This is a genomic window from Pseudomonas koreensis (genome assembly GCF_012986595.1).
In the GTDB taxonomy this organism is placed as follows: Bacteria; Pseudomonadota; Gammaproteobacteria; order Pseudomonadales; family Pseudomonadaceae; genus Aquipseudomonas; species Aquipseudomonas koreensis.
Genome location: NZ_JAAQYM010000003.1, coordinates 762743 through 779722 on the forward strand (window position 1 = coordinate 762743; position 16980 = coordinate 779722).

General features: G+C 60.6%; 20 protein-coding genes. 7 read left to right on the top strand and 13 right to left on the bottom strand.

Annotation, left to right across the window (positions count from 1 at the left end; translation table 11 throughout):
* Nucleotides 1-44: 44 nt before the first annotated feature.
* From HBN98_RS13005 to HBN98_RS13025, 5 genes are all read right to left on the bottom strand, one after another.
* Nucleotides 45-776, bottom strand: coding sequence for a carbonic anhydrase (locus HBN98_RS13005; protein WP_083367420.1), 732 nt, complete (start codon nucleotides 774-776; stop codon nucleotides 45-47).
* 237 nt (nucleotides 777-1013) lie between these two features.
* A complete protein-coding gene (locus HBN98_RS13010) occupies nucleotides 1014-2072 on the bottom strand; it encodes a PA0069 family radical SAM protein (RefSeq protein WP_083367419.1) in 1059 nt (352 codons plus the stop codon).
* Between the two features lie 74 nt (nucleotides 2073-2146).
* A complete protein-coding gene (locus HBN98_RS13015) occupies nucleotides 2147-3448 on the bottom strand; it encodes a cytochrome c (RefSeq protein WP_083367418.1) in 1302 nt (433 codons plus the stop codon).
* A gap of 12 nt (nucleotides 3449-3460) precedes the next feature.
* Nucleotides 3461-5245: a GMC family oxidoreductase gene (locus tag HBN98_RS13020; RefSeq protein ID WP_064585294.1), complete on the bottom strand. Its 1785-nt coding sequence runs from the start codon at nucleotides 5243-5245 to the stop codon at nucleotides 3461-3463.
* Nucleotides 5246-5247: 2 nt separating this feature from the next.
* Nucleotides 5248-5994, bottom strand: a complete 747-nt coding sequence (locus HBN98_RS13025; protein WP_083367417.1) for a gluconate 2-dehydrogenase subunit 3 family protein — start codon at nucleotides 5992-5994, stop codon at nucleotides 5248-5250.
* 305 nt (nucleotides 5995-6299) lie between these two features.
* Here HBN98_RS13025 and HBN98_RS13030 point away from each other — a divergent pair, with 305 nt between their 5' ends.
* On the top strand, nucleotides 6300-6944 hold the full coding sequence (locus HBN98_RS13030) for a dual specificity protein phosphatase family protein (RefSeq protein ID WP_083367416.1): 645 nt from the start codon (nucleotides 6300-6302) through the stop codon (nucleotides 6942-6944).
* A 45-nt stretch (nucleotides 6945-6989) separates the two neighbouring features.
* On the opposite strand, the gene HBN98_RS13035 is transcribed toward HBN98_RS13030, so the two are convergent.
* Together HBN98_RS13035 and prlC are read right to left on the bottom strand one after the other, a co-directional pair.
* A complete protein-coding gene (locus HBN98_RS13035) occupies nucleotides 6990-7277 on the bottom strand; it encodes a YheV family putative zinc ribbon protein (protein ID WP_064585299.1) in 288 nt (95 codons plus the stop codon).
* Nucleotides 7274-9325: an oligopeptidase A gene (gene prlC / locus HBN98_RS13040; protein WP_083367415.1), complete on the bottom strand. Its 2052-nt coding sequence runs from the start codon at nucleotides 9323-9325 to the stop codon at nucleotides 7274-7276. The genes HBN98_RS13035 and prlC overlap by 4 nt, the downstream gene beginning before the upstream one ends.
* 88 nt (nucleotides 9326-9413) lie before the next feature.
* Between prlC and HBN98_RS13045 the strand changes: the two genes are divergently transcribed.
* Together HBN98_RS13045 and HBN98_RS13050 are read left to right on the top strand one after the other, a co-directional pair.
* Complete coding sequence (locus tag HBN98_RS13045; RefSeq protein WP_064585303.1) at nucleotides 9414-9959, top strand: gamma carbonic anhydrase family protein; 546 nt, start codon at nucleotides 9414-9416, stop codon at nucleotides 9957-9959.
* 28 nt (nucleotides 9960-9987) lie between these two features.
* Nucleotides 9988-10638, top strand: a complete 651-nt coding sequence (locus HBN98_RS13050; protein ID WP_083367414.1) for an HAD family hydrolase — start codon at nucleotides 9988-9990, stop codon at nucleotides 10636-10638.
* 92 nt (nucleotides 10639-10730) lie between these two features.
* Here the strand turns inward: HBN98_RS13050 and HBN98_RS13055 are convergent, their stop codons facing one another.
* The gene (locus tag HBN98_RS13055) at nucleotides 10731-11813 is read right to left on the bottom strand and encodes an aminopeptidase (RefSeq protein ID WP_083367413.1); all 1083 of its coding nucleotides are present in this window, start codon (nucleotides 11811-11813) and stop codon (nucleotides 10731-10733) included.
* Between the two features lie 58 nt (nucleotides 11814-11871).
* On the opposite strand from HBN98_RS13055, the gene HBN98_RS13060 reads away from it, so the two are divergent.
* Nucleotides 11872-12294 carry a PA0061/PA0062 family lipoprotein gene (locus HBN98_RS13060; RefSeq protein ID WP_064585308.1) on the top strand — a complete coding sequence of 141 codons (423 nt, stop codon included), beginning with the start codon at nucleotides 11872-11874 and terminating at the stop codon, nucleotides 12292-12294.
* 40 nt (nucleotides 12295-12334) lie between these two features.
* Entirely contained in the window at nucleotides 12335-12754 is a 420-nt protein-coding gene (locus HBN98_RS13065; protein WP_064585310.1) for a PA0061/PA0062 family lipoprotein, read from the top strand.
* Nucleotides 12755-12762: 8 nt separating this feature from the next.
* Here the strand turns inward: HBN98_RS13065 and HBN98_RS13070 are convergent, their stop codons facing one another.
* On the bottom strand, nucleotides 12763-13002 hold the full coding sequence (locus tag HBN98_RS13070) for a DUF1161 domain-containing protein (protein WP_027610205.1): 240 nt from the start codon (nucleotides 13000-13002) through the stop codon (nucleotides 12763-12765).
* A gap of 223 nt (nucleotides 13003-13225) precedes the next feature.
* The gene (locus tag HBN98_RS13075; protein WP_083367412.1) at nucleotides 13226-13657 is read right to left on the bottom strand and encodes an OsmC family protein; all 432 of its coding nucleotides are present in this window, start codon (nucleotides 13655-13657) and stop codon (nucleotides 13226-13228) included.
* A gap of 240 nt (nucleotides 13658-13897) precedes the next feature.
* Here HBN98_RS13075 and HBN98_RS13080 point away from each other — a divergent pair, with 240 nt between their 5' ends.
* Complete coding sequence (locus HBN98_RS13080) at nucleotides 13898-14899, top strand: LLM class flavin-dependent oxidoreductase (RefSeq protein WP_064585314.1); 1002 nt, start codon at nucleotides 13898-13900, stop codon at nucleotides 14897-14899.
* Nucleotides 14900-14971: 72 nt separating this feature from the next.
* Here HBN98_RS13080 and HBN98_RS13085 read toward each other — a convergent pair whose 3' ends face one another.
* Together HBN98_RS13085 and HBN98_RS13090 are read right to left on the bottom strand one after the other, a co-directional pair.
* Nucleotides 14972-15196 (bottom strand): DUF1161 domain-containing protein, encoded by a 225-nt coding sequence (locus HBN98_RS13085; RefSeq protein WP_064585315.1) that lies wholly within the window; start codon nucleotides 15194-15196, stop codon nucleotides 14972-14974.
* Between the two features lie 124 nt (nucleotides 15197-15320).
* Nucleotides 15321-15536, bottom strand: coding sequence for a dodecin (locus HBN98_RS13090; protein WP_083367411.1), 216 nt, complete (start codon nucleotides 15534-15536; stop codon nucleotides 15321-15323).
* A gap of 170 nt (nucleotides 15537-15706) precedes the next feature.
* Between HBN98_RS13090 and HBN98_RS13095 the strand changes: the two genes are divergently transcribed.
* A complete protein-coding gene (locus HBN98_RS13095; protein ID WP_003220391.1) occupies nucleotides 15707-16033 on the top strand; it encodes an ElaB/YgaM/YqjD family protein in 327 nt (108 codons plus the stop codon).
* Here the strand turns inward: HBN98_RS13095 and HBN98_RS13100 are convergent.
* On the bottom strand, nucleotides 16006-16923 hold the full coding sequence (locus tag HBN98_RS13100) for a LysR family transcriptional regulator (protein ID WP_083367410.1): 918 nt from the start codon (nucleotides 16921-16923) through the stop codon (nucleotides 16006-16008). The genes HBN98_RS13095 and HBN98_RS13100 overlap by 28 nt on opposite strands.
* Between the last annotated feature and the right edge of the window lie 57 nt (nucleotides 16924-16980).

Here is a 16980-nt window from a genome sequence, read left to right on the forward strand (position 1 = left end):
TGAAACAGCGACCGGCGTCAAACCACACAGATGTTTAGGAGGATTTAGAAGCGCGCTTTGGGCGTCGCCACCGGAATCGGATGGCTGCCGTCGAGCGGCAGGAAACGTCCCTGATCCGCGTCGTAAGCTTTGATTTCACTGGTTTCGATGTTGTAGACCCAGCCATGGATGAACAGATGACCGTTCGCCATGCGCGAGGCTACCGAAGGATGGGTACGCAAGTGCTGCAATTGGGCGATGACGTTCTCCTCGGTGAGGATCGGCATGCTTTCTTTTTCGTCGGTGCAGTTACAGTTTTCGTGCACCATGGTTTTTGCCACTTCCGCATGACGCAGCCAGGCTTTGACTGTCGGCATTTTTTCCAGACTGTCCGGATTGAGCACTGCGCGCATGGCGCCGCAATCGGAGTGGCCGCAGATGATGATGTGCTGTACGCCCAGCGCCAGCACCGCGTATTCGATGGCGGTGGAGACGCCGCCGTTCATCTGGCCGTAAGGTGGTACGACGTTGCCGACGTTACGGGTCACGAACAGATCGCCGGGTGAACTCTGGGTGATCAGTTCCGGCACGATGCGCGAGTCGGCACAGGTAATGAACATCGCGCGTGGCGATTGCGCCGTGGCGAGTTTCTTGAAGAGTTCTTCCTGCTGCGGGAAGACCTCATGATGAAAATGCAAAAAGCCGTCAACGATGGTTTTCAGCGCTGCATCGGCGGATGCCGCCCCAGGGACGGCTTGCGCCGACGCAGCCAACGGCTGTTTATCCTTGTCACTCATGATTCATCCTCTTTGGCGGATTCGGGGAGTCATTCCCGTGTATTCCGGTGTAAAGCCAGTGGCTGTTTAAAACATCCGGGTCATCCAGACCCGTCAGTCACTCGATGAACAAGGTAGCCGCCGAAACTTAACTCAAACTGAATCAATCGCTCTAGAACGTGTGTTCCAGATCACAAAAAACGTGACTGGGGCAGTTCGACGAAAGGATTCCAACCCATCAACCAAGGCGGATTGTTGCTAGATCAACGACATCTGACGACCCGGCGGACAGAAGGCCGTGCAATCGAGGTTGTAGCCTTCACGGTGATTTAAACCGAGACGTTTAATGGCTTTGGCGAAACGCTGCGCGAGCAGATCGGCGAACGGCCCCTCGCCGCGCATCCTGACGCCAAAACGGCTGTCGTACAGCTCGCCGCCCCGGCTCTGGCGCACCAGGCTCAGCACATGCGCGGCACGCTGCGGGTAGTGCGCCTGCAGCCATTCTTCGAACAGCGGCGCCACCTCCAGCGGCAGGCGCAGCATCATGTACGCGGCGCTTTGCGCACCGGCGGCATGCGCCTCGGTCAGCAGGCTTTCGATTTCGCTGTCGTTGATCATCGGAATCATCGGCGAACACAGCACCCCCACGGGAATGCCCGCTTCGCGCATCACCCGTATCGCCCGCAATCGGGCCTTGGGCGCCGCTGCGCGCGGTTCGAGGATGCGTTTGAGTTCGTCGTCGAGGGTGGTCAGGCTGATCATTACCGCCACCAGCCGTTGCTGCGCCAGTTCAGTGAGCAGGTCGAGGTCGCGCAAAATCAGCGAACCCTTGGTGACGATGGTCACCGGGTGCCGATAGCGCAGCAGCACTTCGAGGGTCTGGCGGGTGATCCGGTGTTCGCGTTCGATGGGCTGATACGGATCGGTGTTGGAGCCGAGGTTGATCGGCGCGCACTGGTAGCCGCGTCTGCTCAACTGTTCTTCCAGCACCTGGGCGGCGTTGGTCTTGGCGATCAGCTTCGTTTCAAAATCCAGCCCCGGCGACATGTCCCAATAGGCGTGGCTGGGTCGCGCGTAGCAATAGATGCAGCCGTGCTCGCAGCCGCGATAGGGATTGATCGAACGGTCGAAGGGCAGGTCCGGCGAGGTGTTGCGGGTAATGATGGTTTTCGCGGTTTCGATCATCACCTCGGTGTTCTGCGTGTCGGGCACTTCCTGATACCAGCCGTCATCCTCGGCCACCGAACGGTTCGGCGCAAAGCGATTGTGCGGGTTGGTCGCGGTGCCGCGGCCCCGAGGTGGCAATGGAATAGACATGAAAACGCCCCGATACTGTGTGCATATACAGTATCGAGGCGTTGCTCATCTGGCTAGTGCCGTCGGGCGATTGGTCAGTTGTGTTGCGTGACCTGACCGAGGTCGTCGCTGGAGGTGTGTTTCATGTCCTCCTTGCGCAGTTCGGCGACATCGGCGGCTTTCACTGGCGCGCCGGTGTTACCCCAACTGCCACGGATGAAGCTCACCACATCGGCCACTTCCTGATCCGACAGGCGCCAGGCGAAACCCGGCATGGTGAAGGTCGATGGCGCCGTGTGCGTGGCCGGCAGGGTGCCGCCCTTGAGCACGATGTGAATCAACGAGGTCGGGTCTTCCGATTGCAGCACCGGATTGCCCGCCAGGGCCGGGAACACTCGGGTATAGCCGTGGCCGTCGGTGCGGTGGCAGGCCGCGCAATTGTCGATGTACACCGCTGCGCCGCGTTGGCTGTCGTCGCCGTTCCACAGGGCCTTGGCGGCTTTCTCGTCGTACTGGTGCGGCTGATCCGCGGGATCATTGGCCGGCAGCGACTTGAGATAACGGGCAATCGCGGTCAGGTCGGCGTCGGTCATGTATTGCATGCTGTGGGTGACCACATCGCTCATGCCGCCGAACACCGCGCTGCGATCACTGCGCCCGGTCTTGAGGAACTGCACCAGTTGCGCCTCGCTCCAGCTGCCGAGACCGTCCTTGTGATCCCCGCGCAGGCTCTTGGCGATCCAGCCTTCCAGCGGTGCACTGCCGGCGAGGAAGTTTTTGCCGTCAGTGGCGCTCAGGGATTTTTCCTGCATGGTCAGGGCACGTGGCGTATGGCACGCGCCGCAATGGCCGAGGCCTTCGACCAGATAGGCGCCACGGTCGATCACCGGATCGTCCGACGTTGCCTGGTAATCTTCGACCTTCGGCGCAAACAGCCAGCGCCAGCCCATCAACGGCCAGCGCATGCTCAACGGCCATGGGATGTCGCTGGCCTTGTTCTCCTGTGCCACCGGTTCAACGCCGTGCATGAAGTACGCGTACAGCGCTTGCATGTCGGCTTCGCTGACGCGGGCGTAGGACGGATACGGCATCGCCGGGTACAAGGTACTGCCGTTTTTGGCGACGCCATGGCGCACGGCCTTGTCGAAGTCCTCGAAGCTGTACTCACCGAGGCCGGTTTTGTCCGGGGTGATGTTGGTCGAGTAGATCGTGCCGATCGGGGTTTCCATCGGCAGGCCGCCGGCGAACGGCTTGCCGCCCTTGGCGGTGTGACAGGCCACGCAGTCGCCGGCGCGGGCAAGATATTCGCCTTGTTTGATCAACGCTGAATCAACGTCGGCAGCGTGTACAGCCACGCTGCCGAGCAGGGCCAGGGTCGCGATAACGAGATTTTTCATGGTCATCGCTCCTTATGCCTGAACCAGCGGGCCGGGGTTTTTCAGGTACTGCTCGCGGATCGCCTTGGCCGACCAGTAGGTCAACGCCGCCACCAGCCCGGTCGGGTTGTAGCCCAGACCCTGCGGGAATGCCGATGCACCCGGTACGAATACGTTGTGCACGTCCCAGCTCTGCAGGTAGCGGTTCAGCGCGCTCTTCTTCGGATCGGTGCCCATGATCGCGCCCCCGTTGAGGTGGGTGGTCTGGTAGGCCGCGGTGTTGAAGTGATCACCGACCTGTTTGCCGATCACCGCGATGGCTTTCGGCCCCATGGCTTGGGCGACCTTGCCCATTTTCTCGACCATGAAGCGGTTCATCTTGATGTCGTTTTCCTGCCAGTCGAAGGTCATGCGCAGCAGTGGCAAGCCGTAGGCATCGCGGTACACCGGGTCCAGATCGAGGTAGTTGCCGCGGTAGGACTGATGCGCGCCGTGGGCGTCCATCGACACCTGGTGGGTGTAGTAATCGGCGGTCGCACGTTTCCACGCGCTGCCCCAGGCTGGAGTGCCCGGCGGGTTTGAAGTCCCGGCAATCGGCCGGCTGCCGGCCTGGTTGACCCACATCGGCGAACCGCCGACGAAGCCGTGCGGACCGTGGTCGAAGTTGTCGGCGTTGAAGTCATCCAGCGCCACGCCGTTGCCGCCGGCACCGATGAAGTTGTTGGTGTGGGTGTCCTTGTCGAAGAACGCCTTGATGGTCGCCATGTTCTGGTAGGCGAAGTTGCGCCCGACCACGCCTTCGCCGCTGATCGGGTCGTACGGCTTGCCGATGCCCGAGAGCAGCATCAGGCGCACGTTGTGCAACTGGAAGGCGCCGAGGATCACCAGATCCGCCGGTTGCTCGATCTCGCGGCCCTGACCGTCGATGTAAGTCACGCCGGTGGCCTTGGACTTGGTGCTGTCGAGGTTGACCCGCAGGACATGGGCGTTAGGCCGCAGCTCGAAATTCGGCAGCGGCTTGAGCGCCGGCAGAATGTTCACGTTCGGCGAGGCCTTGGAATACATGTAGCAAACGTAGCCGCTGCAGAATCCGCAGAAGTTGCACGGGCCCATCTGTGCGCCGTAGGGATTGGTGTACGGGCCTGAGGTATTCGCCGAGGGCAGGTTGTAGGGTTTGTAACCGACTTCTGTCGCTGCTTTGCCGAACAGCTGTGCGGAAACCGTGTTTTTCTGCGCCTCCAGCGGGAACGGGTTGGAACGATCCGGCGCATACGGGTTGCCGCCTTTGCCCTGACCGACCAGTTGGCCCTTCACGGTCCAGGCCTGGCCCGAGGTGCCGAAGACTTTCTCGGCGAAATCGAAGAACGGCTCCAATTCTTCATAACTGACGCCGAAGTCCTGGATGGTCATGTCCTTGGGGATAAAGCTTTTGCCGTAGCGCTCTTCGTAATGGCTGCGCATGCGCAGTTCGATCGGATCGACCCGGAAGTGCACGCCCGACCAGTGCAAACCGGCGCCGCCCACGCCATTACCCGGCAGGAACGCACCCAACTGGCGGTTCGGCAGGGCGATGTCGTTGACGCTGTGGCGGATGGTGACGGTTTCTTTCGAGATGTCCTGAAAGAGTTTTTTCCGCACGCTGTAGGTGAGTTCGTCGATCACCTGCGGATAGTTGCCGTCGGGGTAGGTGTCCTGCATCGGCCCGCGCTCCAGCGCCAGCACATTGAGCCCGGCTTCGGTCAGCTCTTTGGCCATGATTGCGCCGGTCCAGCCGAAACCGACGATCACCGCGTCGACCTTCTTCATTACGGTTGCCATGCTTACGCCCTCTCGCCGCGAATCGAAACTGCCGGGAAGGGGTATTGCTCGTTGCGTTCCACCCAATCCATGAAATCGGCGCGGGCGCCGGGGAAGCCGATCATGGTCCAGCCGACCATGCCTTTATTGCCGCCGTGGATCGGGTCGCAGAAGAACCCTTCCTTGGTGTTTTGCAGCAGCAGATTGAAGAAAATCTTCGCCGGAACCGCATCGAACTGCGGTTTGCCGGCTTCGAGTTGCTTGAGCAAATCGTCTCGGGTAGCGCTGTCTTGCTCGGCAAATGTTTTACCGTTGAGGGATTTTGCCCACTGGTCCGTGGCAGCGATGCCAAGGCGATAGATCTCTTTGGGCACCAGTTTGCTCTGCCAACCCATCTCCGGCGCGGCGTCGGCGTTGAACGGACCCTGCATGTACCACAGGGCACCGGCGGCGTACGGGGTGTTCATCTGGCGGTCGATGTATTCCGGCACGCCGGCTTCCAGGGCACCCGGGCCTTGGGCGTCGTTGGGGATCAATTGCGCCACGGCGGCATTGATGAAGGCCCATTCCTCGGCGGTGAAATAGCTCGGCTGGTAGGCACCGGCCTCGGTTTTCGTCGGGGGTGCTGCGGGCGCCGCCGGGGTGGCTTCAGGCGCCGCTTGCAACACGCTGCTGCCCAGGCCGCTACCGGCGAGGGTGACCACGGGAATCAGGGTCAGGGATTTGCGCAAAAACTCACGCCGCGGGTTGTCTCGATCTGCATCAGACATGGGGTGCACCTCATCAGGCATTGATGGTTGTCCGTTTCTGCGAACGGCTTGAGCATTTTTTCGTCGCGGCGCGAGGCCCGGTTGACCGGGAAAAGGGGGACGCCTGCAACATCGTGTGACAAATGGTAGCAGGCTAATCATCGGCTTGAACCGATTCAGCGGAAAAAGCCGCGGTTTTTTTACTCGGCGCTCAATGAAATCGCGCGGATTCACGATTCTTTGACAAGTGCCTCACAGGGCTTTGACCGTCGGACGTGGAAGCTGCAAGGCCTTTCATTGATGAATCCCGATACGGTCAGCCCAGCATGTCACGAGTGCGCCTTTTTCCTGTTTTATGTTTGTCGCTGGTTGCCCTGCTGCACTTGATGCCGGCACAGGCTGACGCTTCTGCGTCATCGCGTCCGCCTGAGTGGGCGCAACCGGTTGAAGTCCAGTACAACCTGTTCCAGATGTCGCCAACGCTTTACCGCAGTGCCTTGCCGGATGCTGGCGCGGTGCCGTTGCTGAAGAACCTGAAAGTGGCGACGGTGATCAACTTCCTGCCGGAAGCCGACAGCCGCTGGCTGTCCGAGCCGGGCATCAATCAGGTGCAACTGCCTTATCGCACCAACCATGTAGATGACGCCGATGTGCTCAAGGCGTTGCGCGCGATTCAGGCTGCCGAAGCCAATGGCCCGGTGTTGATGCATTGCAAGCACGGTTCCGACCGTACCGGCCTGATGGCTGCGATGTACCGGATCGTGGTGCAGGGCTGGAGCAAGGAAGACGCGCTGAATGAGATGACTCAGGGCGGGTTTGGTGAAAGCGGCCATTTCAAGGATGGCGTGCGCTATGTGATGCAGGCCGATGCCGACAAACTGCGCACCGCGCTGGCCAATGGCGATTGCAGCACCAGTGCGTTTGCGACCTGCTCGATGAAGAGCTGGTTGCAGTCGGTCAATCTCAAATAAGCCGAGCCCTCCACGGCGTTGCACCGTGGAGGGCTATTCACCGGCTCAGTCTTCGGACTTTTTCTTCAGTTTCGGATTCGGGAAGAACTGGACCGCCTGCACCGTCTTGTCCGGCGCAGGCTTGTTGAGCGCGCTGGTGTTGACCCGCGTGCCCAGCTCTTTCGGTACCGACAGCCCTTGTTCGTTCAGCGTATCGGAGTAACCGCAGGCCACGCACTCGCGGTGCGGCACGTTGTCTTCGCTCCACATCATCAGCTTGTCCGGCTCGCTGCACGCCGGGCAGACAGCCCCGGCGATAAAGCGTTTCTTGGTAATCACAGGAGCCTCACTCATGCTGCCGCGTCCTCACTCAGGCCGCTATGGCGCAAGAGTGCGTCAATCGATGGCTCGCGGCCACGGAAGTCGACGAACAGCACCATCGGCGCCTGCGAACCGCCACGGGCCAGAATCGCTTCGCGGAAGGCACGACCGGTGTCGGCGTTGAGCACGCCGTCCTCTTCGAACTTGGAGAAGGCATCTGCCGACAGCACTTCGGCCCACTTGTAGCTGTAATAGCCAGCCGCGTAACCGCCGGCGAAGATGTGCGCGAAGCTGTTGGGGAAGCGGTTGTACGCCGGAGGACGCATGACCGACACCTCGTCGCGCACGCCTTCCAGCACCTGGGCAACGCTGCGGCCATCACCGTGGGTGGCGTGCAGTTCGAAGTCGAACAGCGAGAATTCCAGCTGGCGAACCATCATCAGCCCGGACTGGAAGTTCTTCGCCGCGAGCATTTTTTCCAGCAGGTCCTGTGGCAGCGGCTCGCCGGTTTCGTAATGACCGGAAATCAGCGCCAGGCCTTCCGGCTCCCAGCACCAGTTTTCCATGAACTGGCTCGGCAGCTCGACCGCGTCCCATGCCACGCCGTTGATCCCGGAGACACCGGCATGATCAACGCGGGTCAGGAGGTGATGCAGGCCATGGCCGAATTCGTGGAACAGGGTGGTCACCTCATCGTGGGTCAGCAGCGCAGGCTTGCCGCTGTCGGCCGGGGTGAAGTTGCACACCAGGTTGGCGACCGGGCTTTGCAGCACGCCGTCGACGGTACGACGACGGTCGCGGGCGCCGTCCATCCAGGCACCGCCGCGCTTGTTGGCGCGGGCGTAGAGGTCGAAGAAGAAGCGGCCGACGTGCTGGCCGTTTTCCTTGATCTCGAACAGGCGCACGTCGGGGTGCCAGGTGTCGAAGCCTTTCAGTTCGGCGATTTCGATGCCGTACAGGCGCTGGACGATGGCGAACAGACCGCCGAGGACTTTATCGATCGGGAAGTAGGCGCGCAGGGTTTCCTGAGCGACGCTGTAGCGTTGCTCGCGGAGTTTTTCGCCGTAGAAACCGCTGTCCCAGCTTTGCAGATCGGCGCAGCCCTGTTCGGCGGCGAAGGCACGCAACTGTTGCAGGTCCTGTGCGGCAAACGGCTTGCTGCGCTTGGCCAGGTCGCGCAGGAAGCTCAGCACCTGATCGCTGGACTCGGCCATCTTGGTCGCCAGGCTCAGCTCGGAGAAGCTGGCGAAACCCAACAATTTGGCCAGTTCCTGGCGCAGGTCGAGGATCTCTTCCATCACCGGGCCGTTGTCGTTCTGCCCGGCGTTCGGGCCTTGATCCGAGGCACGGGTGCAGTAGGCGGCGTAGACTTCTTCACGCAGCGCGCGATCTTGCGCGTAGGTCATCACCGCGTAGTAGCTCGGGAATTCCAGGGTGATCAGCCAGCCATCGAGGCCCTTGGCCTGTGCGGCAGCCGCCATTTGCGCCTTGGCCGAATCGGTCAGGCCGGCGAGGGCGGCTTCGTCGGTGACGTGCTTGGTCCAGGCTTGCGTGGCGTCGAGCAACTGGTTGGAGAAGCGGCTGCCCAGCTCGGACAGTTTGCTCTGCACTTCGGCGTAGCGCTTCTGCTCGGCTTCCGGCAGGTCGATACCCGACAGGCGGAAATCGCGCAGGGCGTGTTCCAGAATCGTCTTTTGCGCCACGTCGAAACCGGCGGCTTCCGGGCTGTTGGCCAGCGCTTCATAAGCCTGGAACAGCTCGCGGTTCTGGCCCATCTCGGTGGAGTAGGCGCTCAGGGCCGGCAGGCACGACTCGTAGGCTTCGCGCAGTTCGGCGCTGTTGCACACGGCGTTGAGGTGACTGACCGGGCTCCAGGCGGCGCCGAGGCGATCATTGAGTTCGTCCATCGCCAATACCAGGCCGGCCCAGGTAGGGTTCTGGCCTTGGGTCTTGAGGATCTCGGCAATGGCGGCGCGGTTGTCGGCCAGAATGGTTTCAATCGCTGGCAGCACATGTTCGGCACGGATCGTGGAGAACGGGGGCAGGTCGTAGGACTGCAGAAGAGGGTTGTTCACGCTCACGGTTGGCACCTTGGCTGGGGAAACATGCAACCATCTTAATTACAATCGGCATTCACCGCAGCTATCGGCGACAGAGAGAGAACTTATCGTGTCCGTTCGCAAGTATCAGAATCACACCCCGCAGCTCAGCAAAGGCGCGTTTGTCGACGCCTCGGCGGTGGTGATCGGCGACGTCGAAATCGGCGAAGACAGCTCCGTGTGGCCGCTGACCGTGATCCGCGGCGACATGCACCGCATCCGTATCGGCGCGCGCACCAGCGTGCAGGACGGCTGCGTGCTGCACATCACCCATGCCGGCCCGTTCAACCCGGACGGCTTCCCGCTATTGATCGGTGACGACGTGACCATTGCCCACAAGGTCATGCTGCATGGCTGCAGCGTCGGCAGCCGCGTGCTGATCGGCATGGGCAGCATCGTCATGGACGGCGCAGTGGTCGAGGATGACGTGATCATCGGCGCCGGCAGTCTGGTGCCCCCGGGCAAGCGCCTGGAAAGCGGCTTCCTCTACGTGGGCAGCCCGGTGAAACAAGTCCGCCCGCTGACCGACAAGGAACGCGCCTTTTTCACCTACAGCGCGGCGAACTACGTGAAGCTCAAGGATCTGCACCTGGCCGAAGGCTACGACCAGCGCTGAATCGCCTTACACCTGCTCAGGATTTCTCATGCATTACCAAACCGTACTGTTCGACCTCGATGGCACCCTGACCGACCCGCGTGAGGGCATCACCCGTTCCATCCAGTTCGCCTTGAGCAAGCTCGGCATCGATGAGCCGGACCTGACCAAGCTCGAACACTTCATCGGCCCGCCGCTGTTGCAGGCGTTCATGCAGTTCTATGATTTCGATGAGGCCAAGGCCTGGGAAGCAGTGAACTTCTATCGCGAGCGCTTCAAGGTCACCGGCCTCTACGAAAACCGCGTGTTCGACGGCGTCACGCCATTGCTCGAAACCCTGAGCGGCCAGGGGCGACAGCTGTATATCGCGACCTCCAAGCCATGGGTATTCGCCCGCGAGATCGCCCGGCATTTCGACTTCGCCAAACATTTCAAGGTGATCTACGGCAGTGAACTGGATGGCACGCGGACCAATAAGGTCGAGCTGATTGCGCACCTGGTGGCCGAAGAAGGGCTGGACCCGGCCACTACGCTGATGATCGGCGATCGCAAGCACGACCTGATTGGCGCGCGCAGCAACGGGCTCGACGCGGCGGCGGTAGGTTACGGGTTTGGCAGTTTTGAAGAGTTGAATGCCGAAGCGCCGGCTTATCACTGTGAAACGCTGGCGGAGTTGCATCAGGCGTTTTTGCGACGCTGATCAGATTGCTATCGCGAGCAGGCTCACTCTTACATTTGGAATGCGTTCCCCTGTAGGAGTGAGCCTGCTCGCGATGGCGTCTTCCAATCAACTCAACTGTTTGTATCTACCAATATTTTCAAAGCCGCCTTGCGCTTCTCGACAGGCAAATCCCCCAACTTCTCAACCTCAGCATAAAACCGCACCCAATCCCCCCCAACTTGCCTGAACAGCGCTGCAAACGCCGGTACCCACTGGTCATACAGCCCGAACGGCAACAACCGCGCATTGTTCAGCGGCATATTCACCCAGGCGTCATAGCGCTTGTCCCCGGCCCACAGGCTGTCGCGCATCAGTCGATATTCGCGACGAAACTGCTCGAACGTTGCCGCTTTGCGCTCGCGCATCTGCTCGGCCGGCAGTGCCTGGGCATAGAGCTTTTCCAGGCGTGAGCGCGTTTCCAGAACCAACTCGATGAACTGGTCACGTTGCTGGAGGCGCGAGTCGGTGTCCGGTGGCAGGCCCCGAAACGCCCGCCACTGCCGGGTGCCTTCCTGTTCCACAAACGTGGCAAAGGACTCGTTGAACTCGGTGTCGTCCTGCACATAGAAGCGCTGGTGCGCCAATTCATGGAAGATCAGCGTGGCCAGGCGCTCGTCGCCCCAGCCCATCATCGAATTGAGAATCGGGTCGTTGAACCAGCCCAGGGTCGAATAGGCCTCGACGCCGCCAATCGACACGTCCATGCCTTGCAGGCGCTGGATCGCCGCTTCACCACGGGCGGCGCTCTGGGTGTAGTAGCCGCGATAGGCCACGCAACCGGCGATCGGGAAGCAATGGTTCTGCGGGGTCAGAGAAAACTCCGGGGTGGCGAACACGTTCCACACCACGTAAGGCCGGCCAATGTCGGCGTACAGGCGATAGCTCTGGTTGTCCGGCAGGTGCAGCTGTTCGCTGGCGAAGGCCCGAGCCTTCTGCGACTGGATCAGGTGCGTGCGCAATGCCGCATCGCGGCTGGGGTCGGCGATCACCTTGGTCACCGGCTCGCGCGCCCGCAGCAGTTGCAGCTGACCGCTGGCCAGCTGGCTGTAATAGCTGACGCTGGAACAACCGTTGAGCAACAAAAACATCACACCCGGAAACAAAATCCGAAAAACGCGATCAAGTAACCCATGGCTTGGAAGCGGCCTGCTCAAAATAAAAATCCTTTGGAAAGTCTGCCCGCAAGACTATCCCGCCATTTGGAGCTTCGCTATGCGCATGTTGTTGCTGACAGGAGGCCTGCTGACGCTGGCCGGTTGTGCCGGATTCGGAATGCCCGACCCTGACCCCTCGCAAGCCTGGATCGACCTCGATGCCCGGCAACAGGACACGGCGCTGCAAGCGCTGAAAGTCGATGACAAGGCGACCGTCGACAAACGTTATTTTGAAGTTGAGCCCGGCAGCCACCAATTGCAGGTGCGCTATCAATTCCCGGTCGACGCCACCAACATCGGCCCCGATGCCGAGCCACTGTGGCGCGACTGTCAATTGAATGTGAAGTTCAAGGATTTCAGCGCGGGTCAGCGCTATCAACTGCAGGCCGGCAGCATCGGTTTCCGGCCATGGGCGAAGCTTTATGATGAACAGCGCAAAGTCGTGGGGCAGGGCACACCCGCGGGCTGCCAGAAAACCTGATCGGGATTATGCTGGATGTCCAAATCACAGGACATTGATCATGCACAGGTTGACGTTGTTGCTCGCCGCAAGTCTGCTTGCCGGCTGTCAGAGCCCGATGCCGGCAGCCGATCCCGCCAAGGCCTGGGTCGACTTTTCGATGCCGACACCCGGCGGTAAAGTGCTGATGGCTGAACGGCTGGACAACGTGCGCCTGCGGGACGGGCGCTTTTTCCAGGTCGCGCCGGGCAGTCATGAGCTGACGGTGCGCTTCGATTTCGAAATCTTCGGTGGCAGCCAAGGCATGGACACTGACCCGCAAGAGCGTCTGTGTTACATGACCGTGCGCTACGATCATTTCGAAGCCGGGCATCGTTACCGTCTTGAAGCCCGGTCGCTGGCGTTCACGCCGAGTGCTCGGTTGATCAATCGCCAAGGGCAGATAGTTGCCGAAGAACGCCAGATCAACTGCGTGCCTTGAGCGGAATGTCAGATGTCATTCTTCTGGTAGACAATCGCTTTTGTGCCGTTTTCGCAGGTGCCGACAACCATCGCCACATCGTGCTTGTCGGCCTCTTCCTTGCTGACAATTTCCAGTGTGTAGGACGGCACTGCATTCGCCTGGATTTTTACTTCGATCTCTTTCTTCAATTCTTCACAATCTTTCGGTGCGGCCAGAACCGTTGTGGCCAGTGCACTGCAGAGAATAGCCAAGCCAATACGTTTCATAGATGAAGCTCCCTGGTGCAGCGCGCACGGGCGTGCGCTGAAGCTGCTGTCACGTATTCGACCATATTTTTGCGCAGCGGGTTCTGACTTCGCTCACATCTTCAAGTACTGCGGTAACTTTGGATCGCCATCACGAGCAGGCTCGCCCCCACATTGGACGTGTTCACAACACACATCCCCTGTGGGAGCGAGCCTGCTCGCGAAGGGGCCAGTCAGCGCCGACTCAGCTGACCAACGAAGCTTCAAGGGTGATCTTGGCATTCAACACCTTGGACACCGGGCATCCTTCCTTGGCCTTGTTGCTCAGTTCTTCAAACTGCGCCTGGGTCGCCCCCGGGATTTTCGCCTTGAGGATCAGCTTCACCGCAGTGATCGCAAAACCGCCCTCGACTTGATCCAGAGTGACTTCAGCGTTGGTGTCGATGCTCTCGGCCGTCAGGCCGGCATCGCCGAGAATCATCGAAAACGCCATGGAAAAACAGCCGGCATGGGCCGCGCCAATCAGTTCTTCCGGGTTGGTGCCCTTGCCGCCTTCGAAGCGGGCCTTGAAGCCGTAGGGCGCTTCTCTGAGGACACCGGTTTCGGTCGAGATCGAGCCGATGCCGGTTTTCAGATCGCCTGCCCAATGTGCGGATGCTTTCTTCACGATAGCCATGTCTGCCTCCTCAAGATCTGGCGCGGAACGCCGCGCCGTCGTGGTTTTGCTTGCAAGGCTTCTGAGGATAGACGCCGGGACAAAGTTCAGCTCATCTGAATGGTTGACTTTTTTAGTAGGAAATTTTGCCTGCGCTATTGAAATTCGGGTATATGCCCTCATTGCACAAAACACGCTTATGGATTCGGCAGGTTTTCGTTAGCAAGAAAAACCTGCCTCCTCACTCGGAGAAGCAGGTTTATGAAGCAACTCTCAGATGTAAAATTTTCTACCCTCGATCTGGTGCCGGTGCGCGAAAACGGCAGCCCGGCGCAGTCGCTGCGCAACTCGCTGGACCTGGCGCAGCACGTCGAGAAGCTCGGCTATACCCGGTTCTGGGTCGCCGAGCACCACAACATGGACGGCATCGCCAGTTCGGCCACCTCGGTGTTGCTGGGCTATCTGGCCGGCGGCACCTCGACGATTCGCGTCGGCTCCGGCGGCGTCATGCTGCCCAACCACGCGCCGCTGGTGATCGCCGAACAGTTCGGCACCCTGGAAAGCCTGTATCCGGGACGCATCGACCTGGGTCTGGGCCGTGCGCCGGGTTCCGATCAAATGACTGCCCGTGCCCTGCGCCGTGAACGCTCCGGCAGTGCCGATGACTTCCCGGAAGACGTCGCCGAGCTGGCGCGTTTCCTCGGTCCGCGCACCCCGGATCAGCGGGTAATCGCCATGCCCGGCACCGGCACCCATGTGCCGATCTGGTTGCTCGGTTCCAGTCTGTTCAGTGCGCAACTGGCCGGTGAGCGCGGTTTGCCTTATGCCTTTGCCTCGCACTTCGCGCCGCGTTTCATGCATGAGGCGATTCGGGTCTATCGCAACCACTTCAAACCGTCGGCGGTGCTCGATAAACCGTACGTGATGCTCGGTGTGCCGCTGGTGGCGGCGGATACCGATGAGCAGGCCGACTACTTGGCGACGTCGGTGTACCAGCGCATTCTCGCGTTGATGCGTGGGCAGAGTCTGGTGCAGCGTCCGCCAGTGAAAAGCATGGACGGCCTGTGGCTGCCCCATGAGCGCGAGGCGGTGGGTGATTTCCTCGGTCTGGCGATGGTCGGCAGCCCGCAGAAGATCCGTGCGAAGCTGGAGGTGCTGGTCGAGCAGACCCAGGCCGATGAGCTGATTTTCACCTGCGACCTGTATGAGCATGCCGATCGCCTGCATTCCTATGAATTGCTGGCGCAGGTGATGAAGGGCTGACGCCCGCAATAGAAAATCATCACCCACAAAAAAGCCGACGCCTTCGCGTCGGCTTTTGCATTTCAATCGCGATCACCCGCGTTTGTAGACGATTTCCTTGGTGCCGCCCTCGCAGGTACCGTTGACCTTGCCATCCGTTGCGGTGCCCTTATCAACAATCTCTAGCGAATACCCTGAAACGCCCTTGGCATCCAGCTTCGCCGCAATCTCGCTTTTCAGCTCTTCACAAGGCTTGCCAGCAGCAAACGCGCCACCCGCAAGGCTCAACAAACCTACTGCCAATATGAACTTCTTCATCGGTCGCACTCCCTGGTCGGATTAAAAGAGGCGGGCATCGGGCATCCCGATGCACTCACCTTGTAGCGCTTTGCCATTCCTATGGCACTCGGCCAGCGCGCAAGTTCAGAAGCGTAGCGCAAACTCAGCTGCTGGCAATCCGGAAGCCGACTTTCAGCGTGACCTGGAAATGCGCTGCCTTGCCGTCCTTGATGTGGCCACGGGTCTCGACCACTTCAAACCATTCCAGGTGTTTGATGCTCTTGTTCGCTTCAGCCAGCGCATTGTTGATGGCGTCTTCGATGCTGGTGGTGGACGAGCCGACCAGCTCGACTTTCTTGTACGTGTGATGGTCACTCATGGCGAACTCCTTGACGGGTGAAATTGACGTGTGGAATTGAGACTAGCAGTGAATCTGCTCTGTTGATTTCGGTGCCACGGCGCAAGCGAAGTTCAGATTTTCTGCACTTTCTCGAACCGGCGAAGTCCCAACCAACACACGCCACTCATCACCAATGCAGGAGAGCCACCATGGCCAACACCTCTTTACGTAAAGCCTCGTTGCAAAGCATGGAAGCCGAGATCGAGAGTCTGCTCAAATCGTTGGAAAGCCTGAAGGATGACGCCTCTGACGAGTCGCGCAAGACCCTCAAGGCGCTCAAGAGCAACGCTGAAAGCGCGCTGAAACATTCGCGCAGCCTGCTCAGCGATGCCTATGAAGAAGTCAAAGTGAAAACCCGCGAGACCGGCATCGCCACCCGCGATTACGCTCAGGAACATCCTTGGACCACCGCCGGTGTGGCAGTCGGTGCAATCGGCTTGCTGGCCGCTTACTTGCTGTTCAAGCGCGGCGAGTGATCCGACTGGCGCAGCTCGTTCTTGAGCCACTGCGCCAGTTGCCGGGCGCGCCCGTCTGCGGCGCGCTTGGGTAGCCACAGCGCCAGTTGCGCCGGGGTTTCACAGAAACCCCACGGTGCAACCAGGCGACCGGCCTTCAGATCTTCCGCCACCAGCGGCTCTGGCGCGATCGCCACGCCGAGTCCGGCCACTGCGGCTTCCAGCAAATAATACAAATGCTCAAAACCTTGCCCGAGCTTCAACGCCTTGGCGTCGAGGTGGCTTTGCTGTGCCCAGCTCGGCCAGGCTTGCGGGCGCGAGGTGGTGTGCAGCAACGGTTCGCTGAGCAAGGCGGACGCCGGCGCGGTTTGCAGGCGCTGATAACCGCTGAACAGCGGGCTCATTACCGGCCCGATGCGTTCCGCCGCCAGTTCATACACCTGCATGTCTGCCGGCCATGGCGGCTCGGCGAACAGCAGCAAGGCGTCGAGTCCGGGGCGCCGTGGATCGAGATCACCTTCACCGGCCGACAGGTGCAGACGCAAGTCCGGCAAGTCGGCATTCAGCCGGCCCAGGCGTGGAATGAACCAGCGCGCCAACAGGCTCCCCGAGCAGCCGAGGACGAATGGCGCGTCGGCGGTGCTTTGCGTCAACTCGGCACACACACTGCGCAATCGATCGAATGCCTCGCCGCTGGCGTCTCGCAGACGAATGCCGGCATCTGTGAGTTTCAAGCCGCGCCCGTCCTTGACGAACAGGCTCACGCCCAGATGCTCTTCGAGCACTTTGAGCTGACGGCTGACGGCACCGTGGGTAACGTGCAGCTGCTCGGCGGCCTGACTGACGCTGTTCAGCCGGGCGGTGGCTTCAAAGGCCCGCAAGGCGTTCAGCGGGGGAAGGTCATGGCTCATGATATCTGTGAGTTTTCCTGACAGGTTGTGGCGATCTTATCGGTTTTCAGCGTGGAA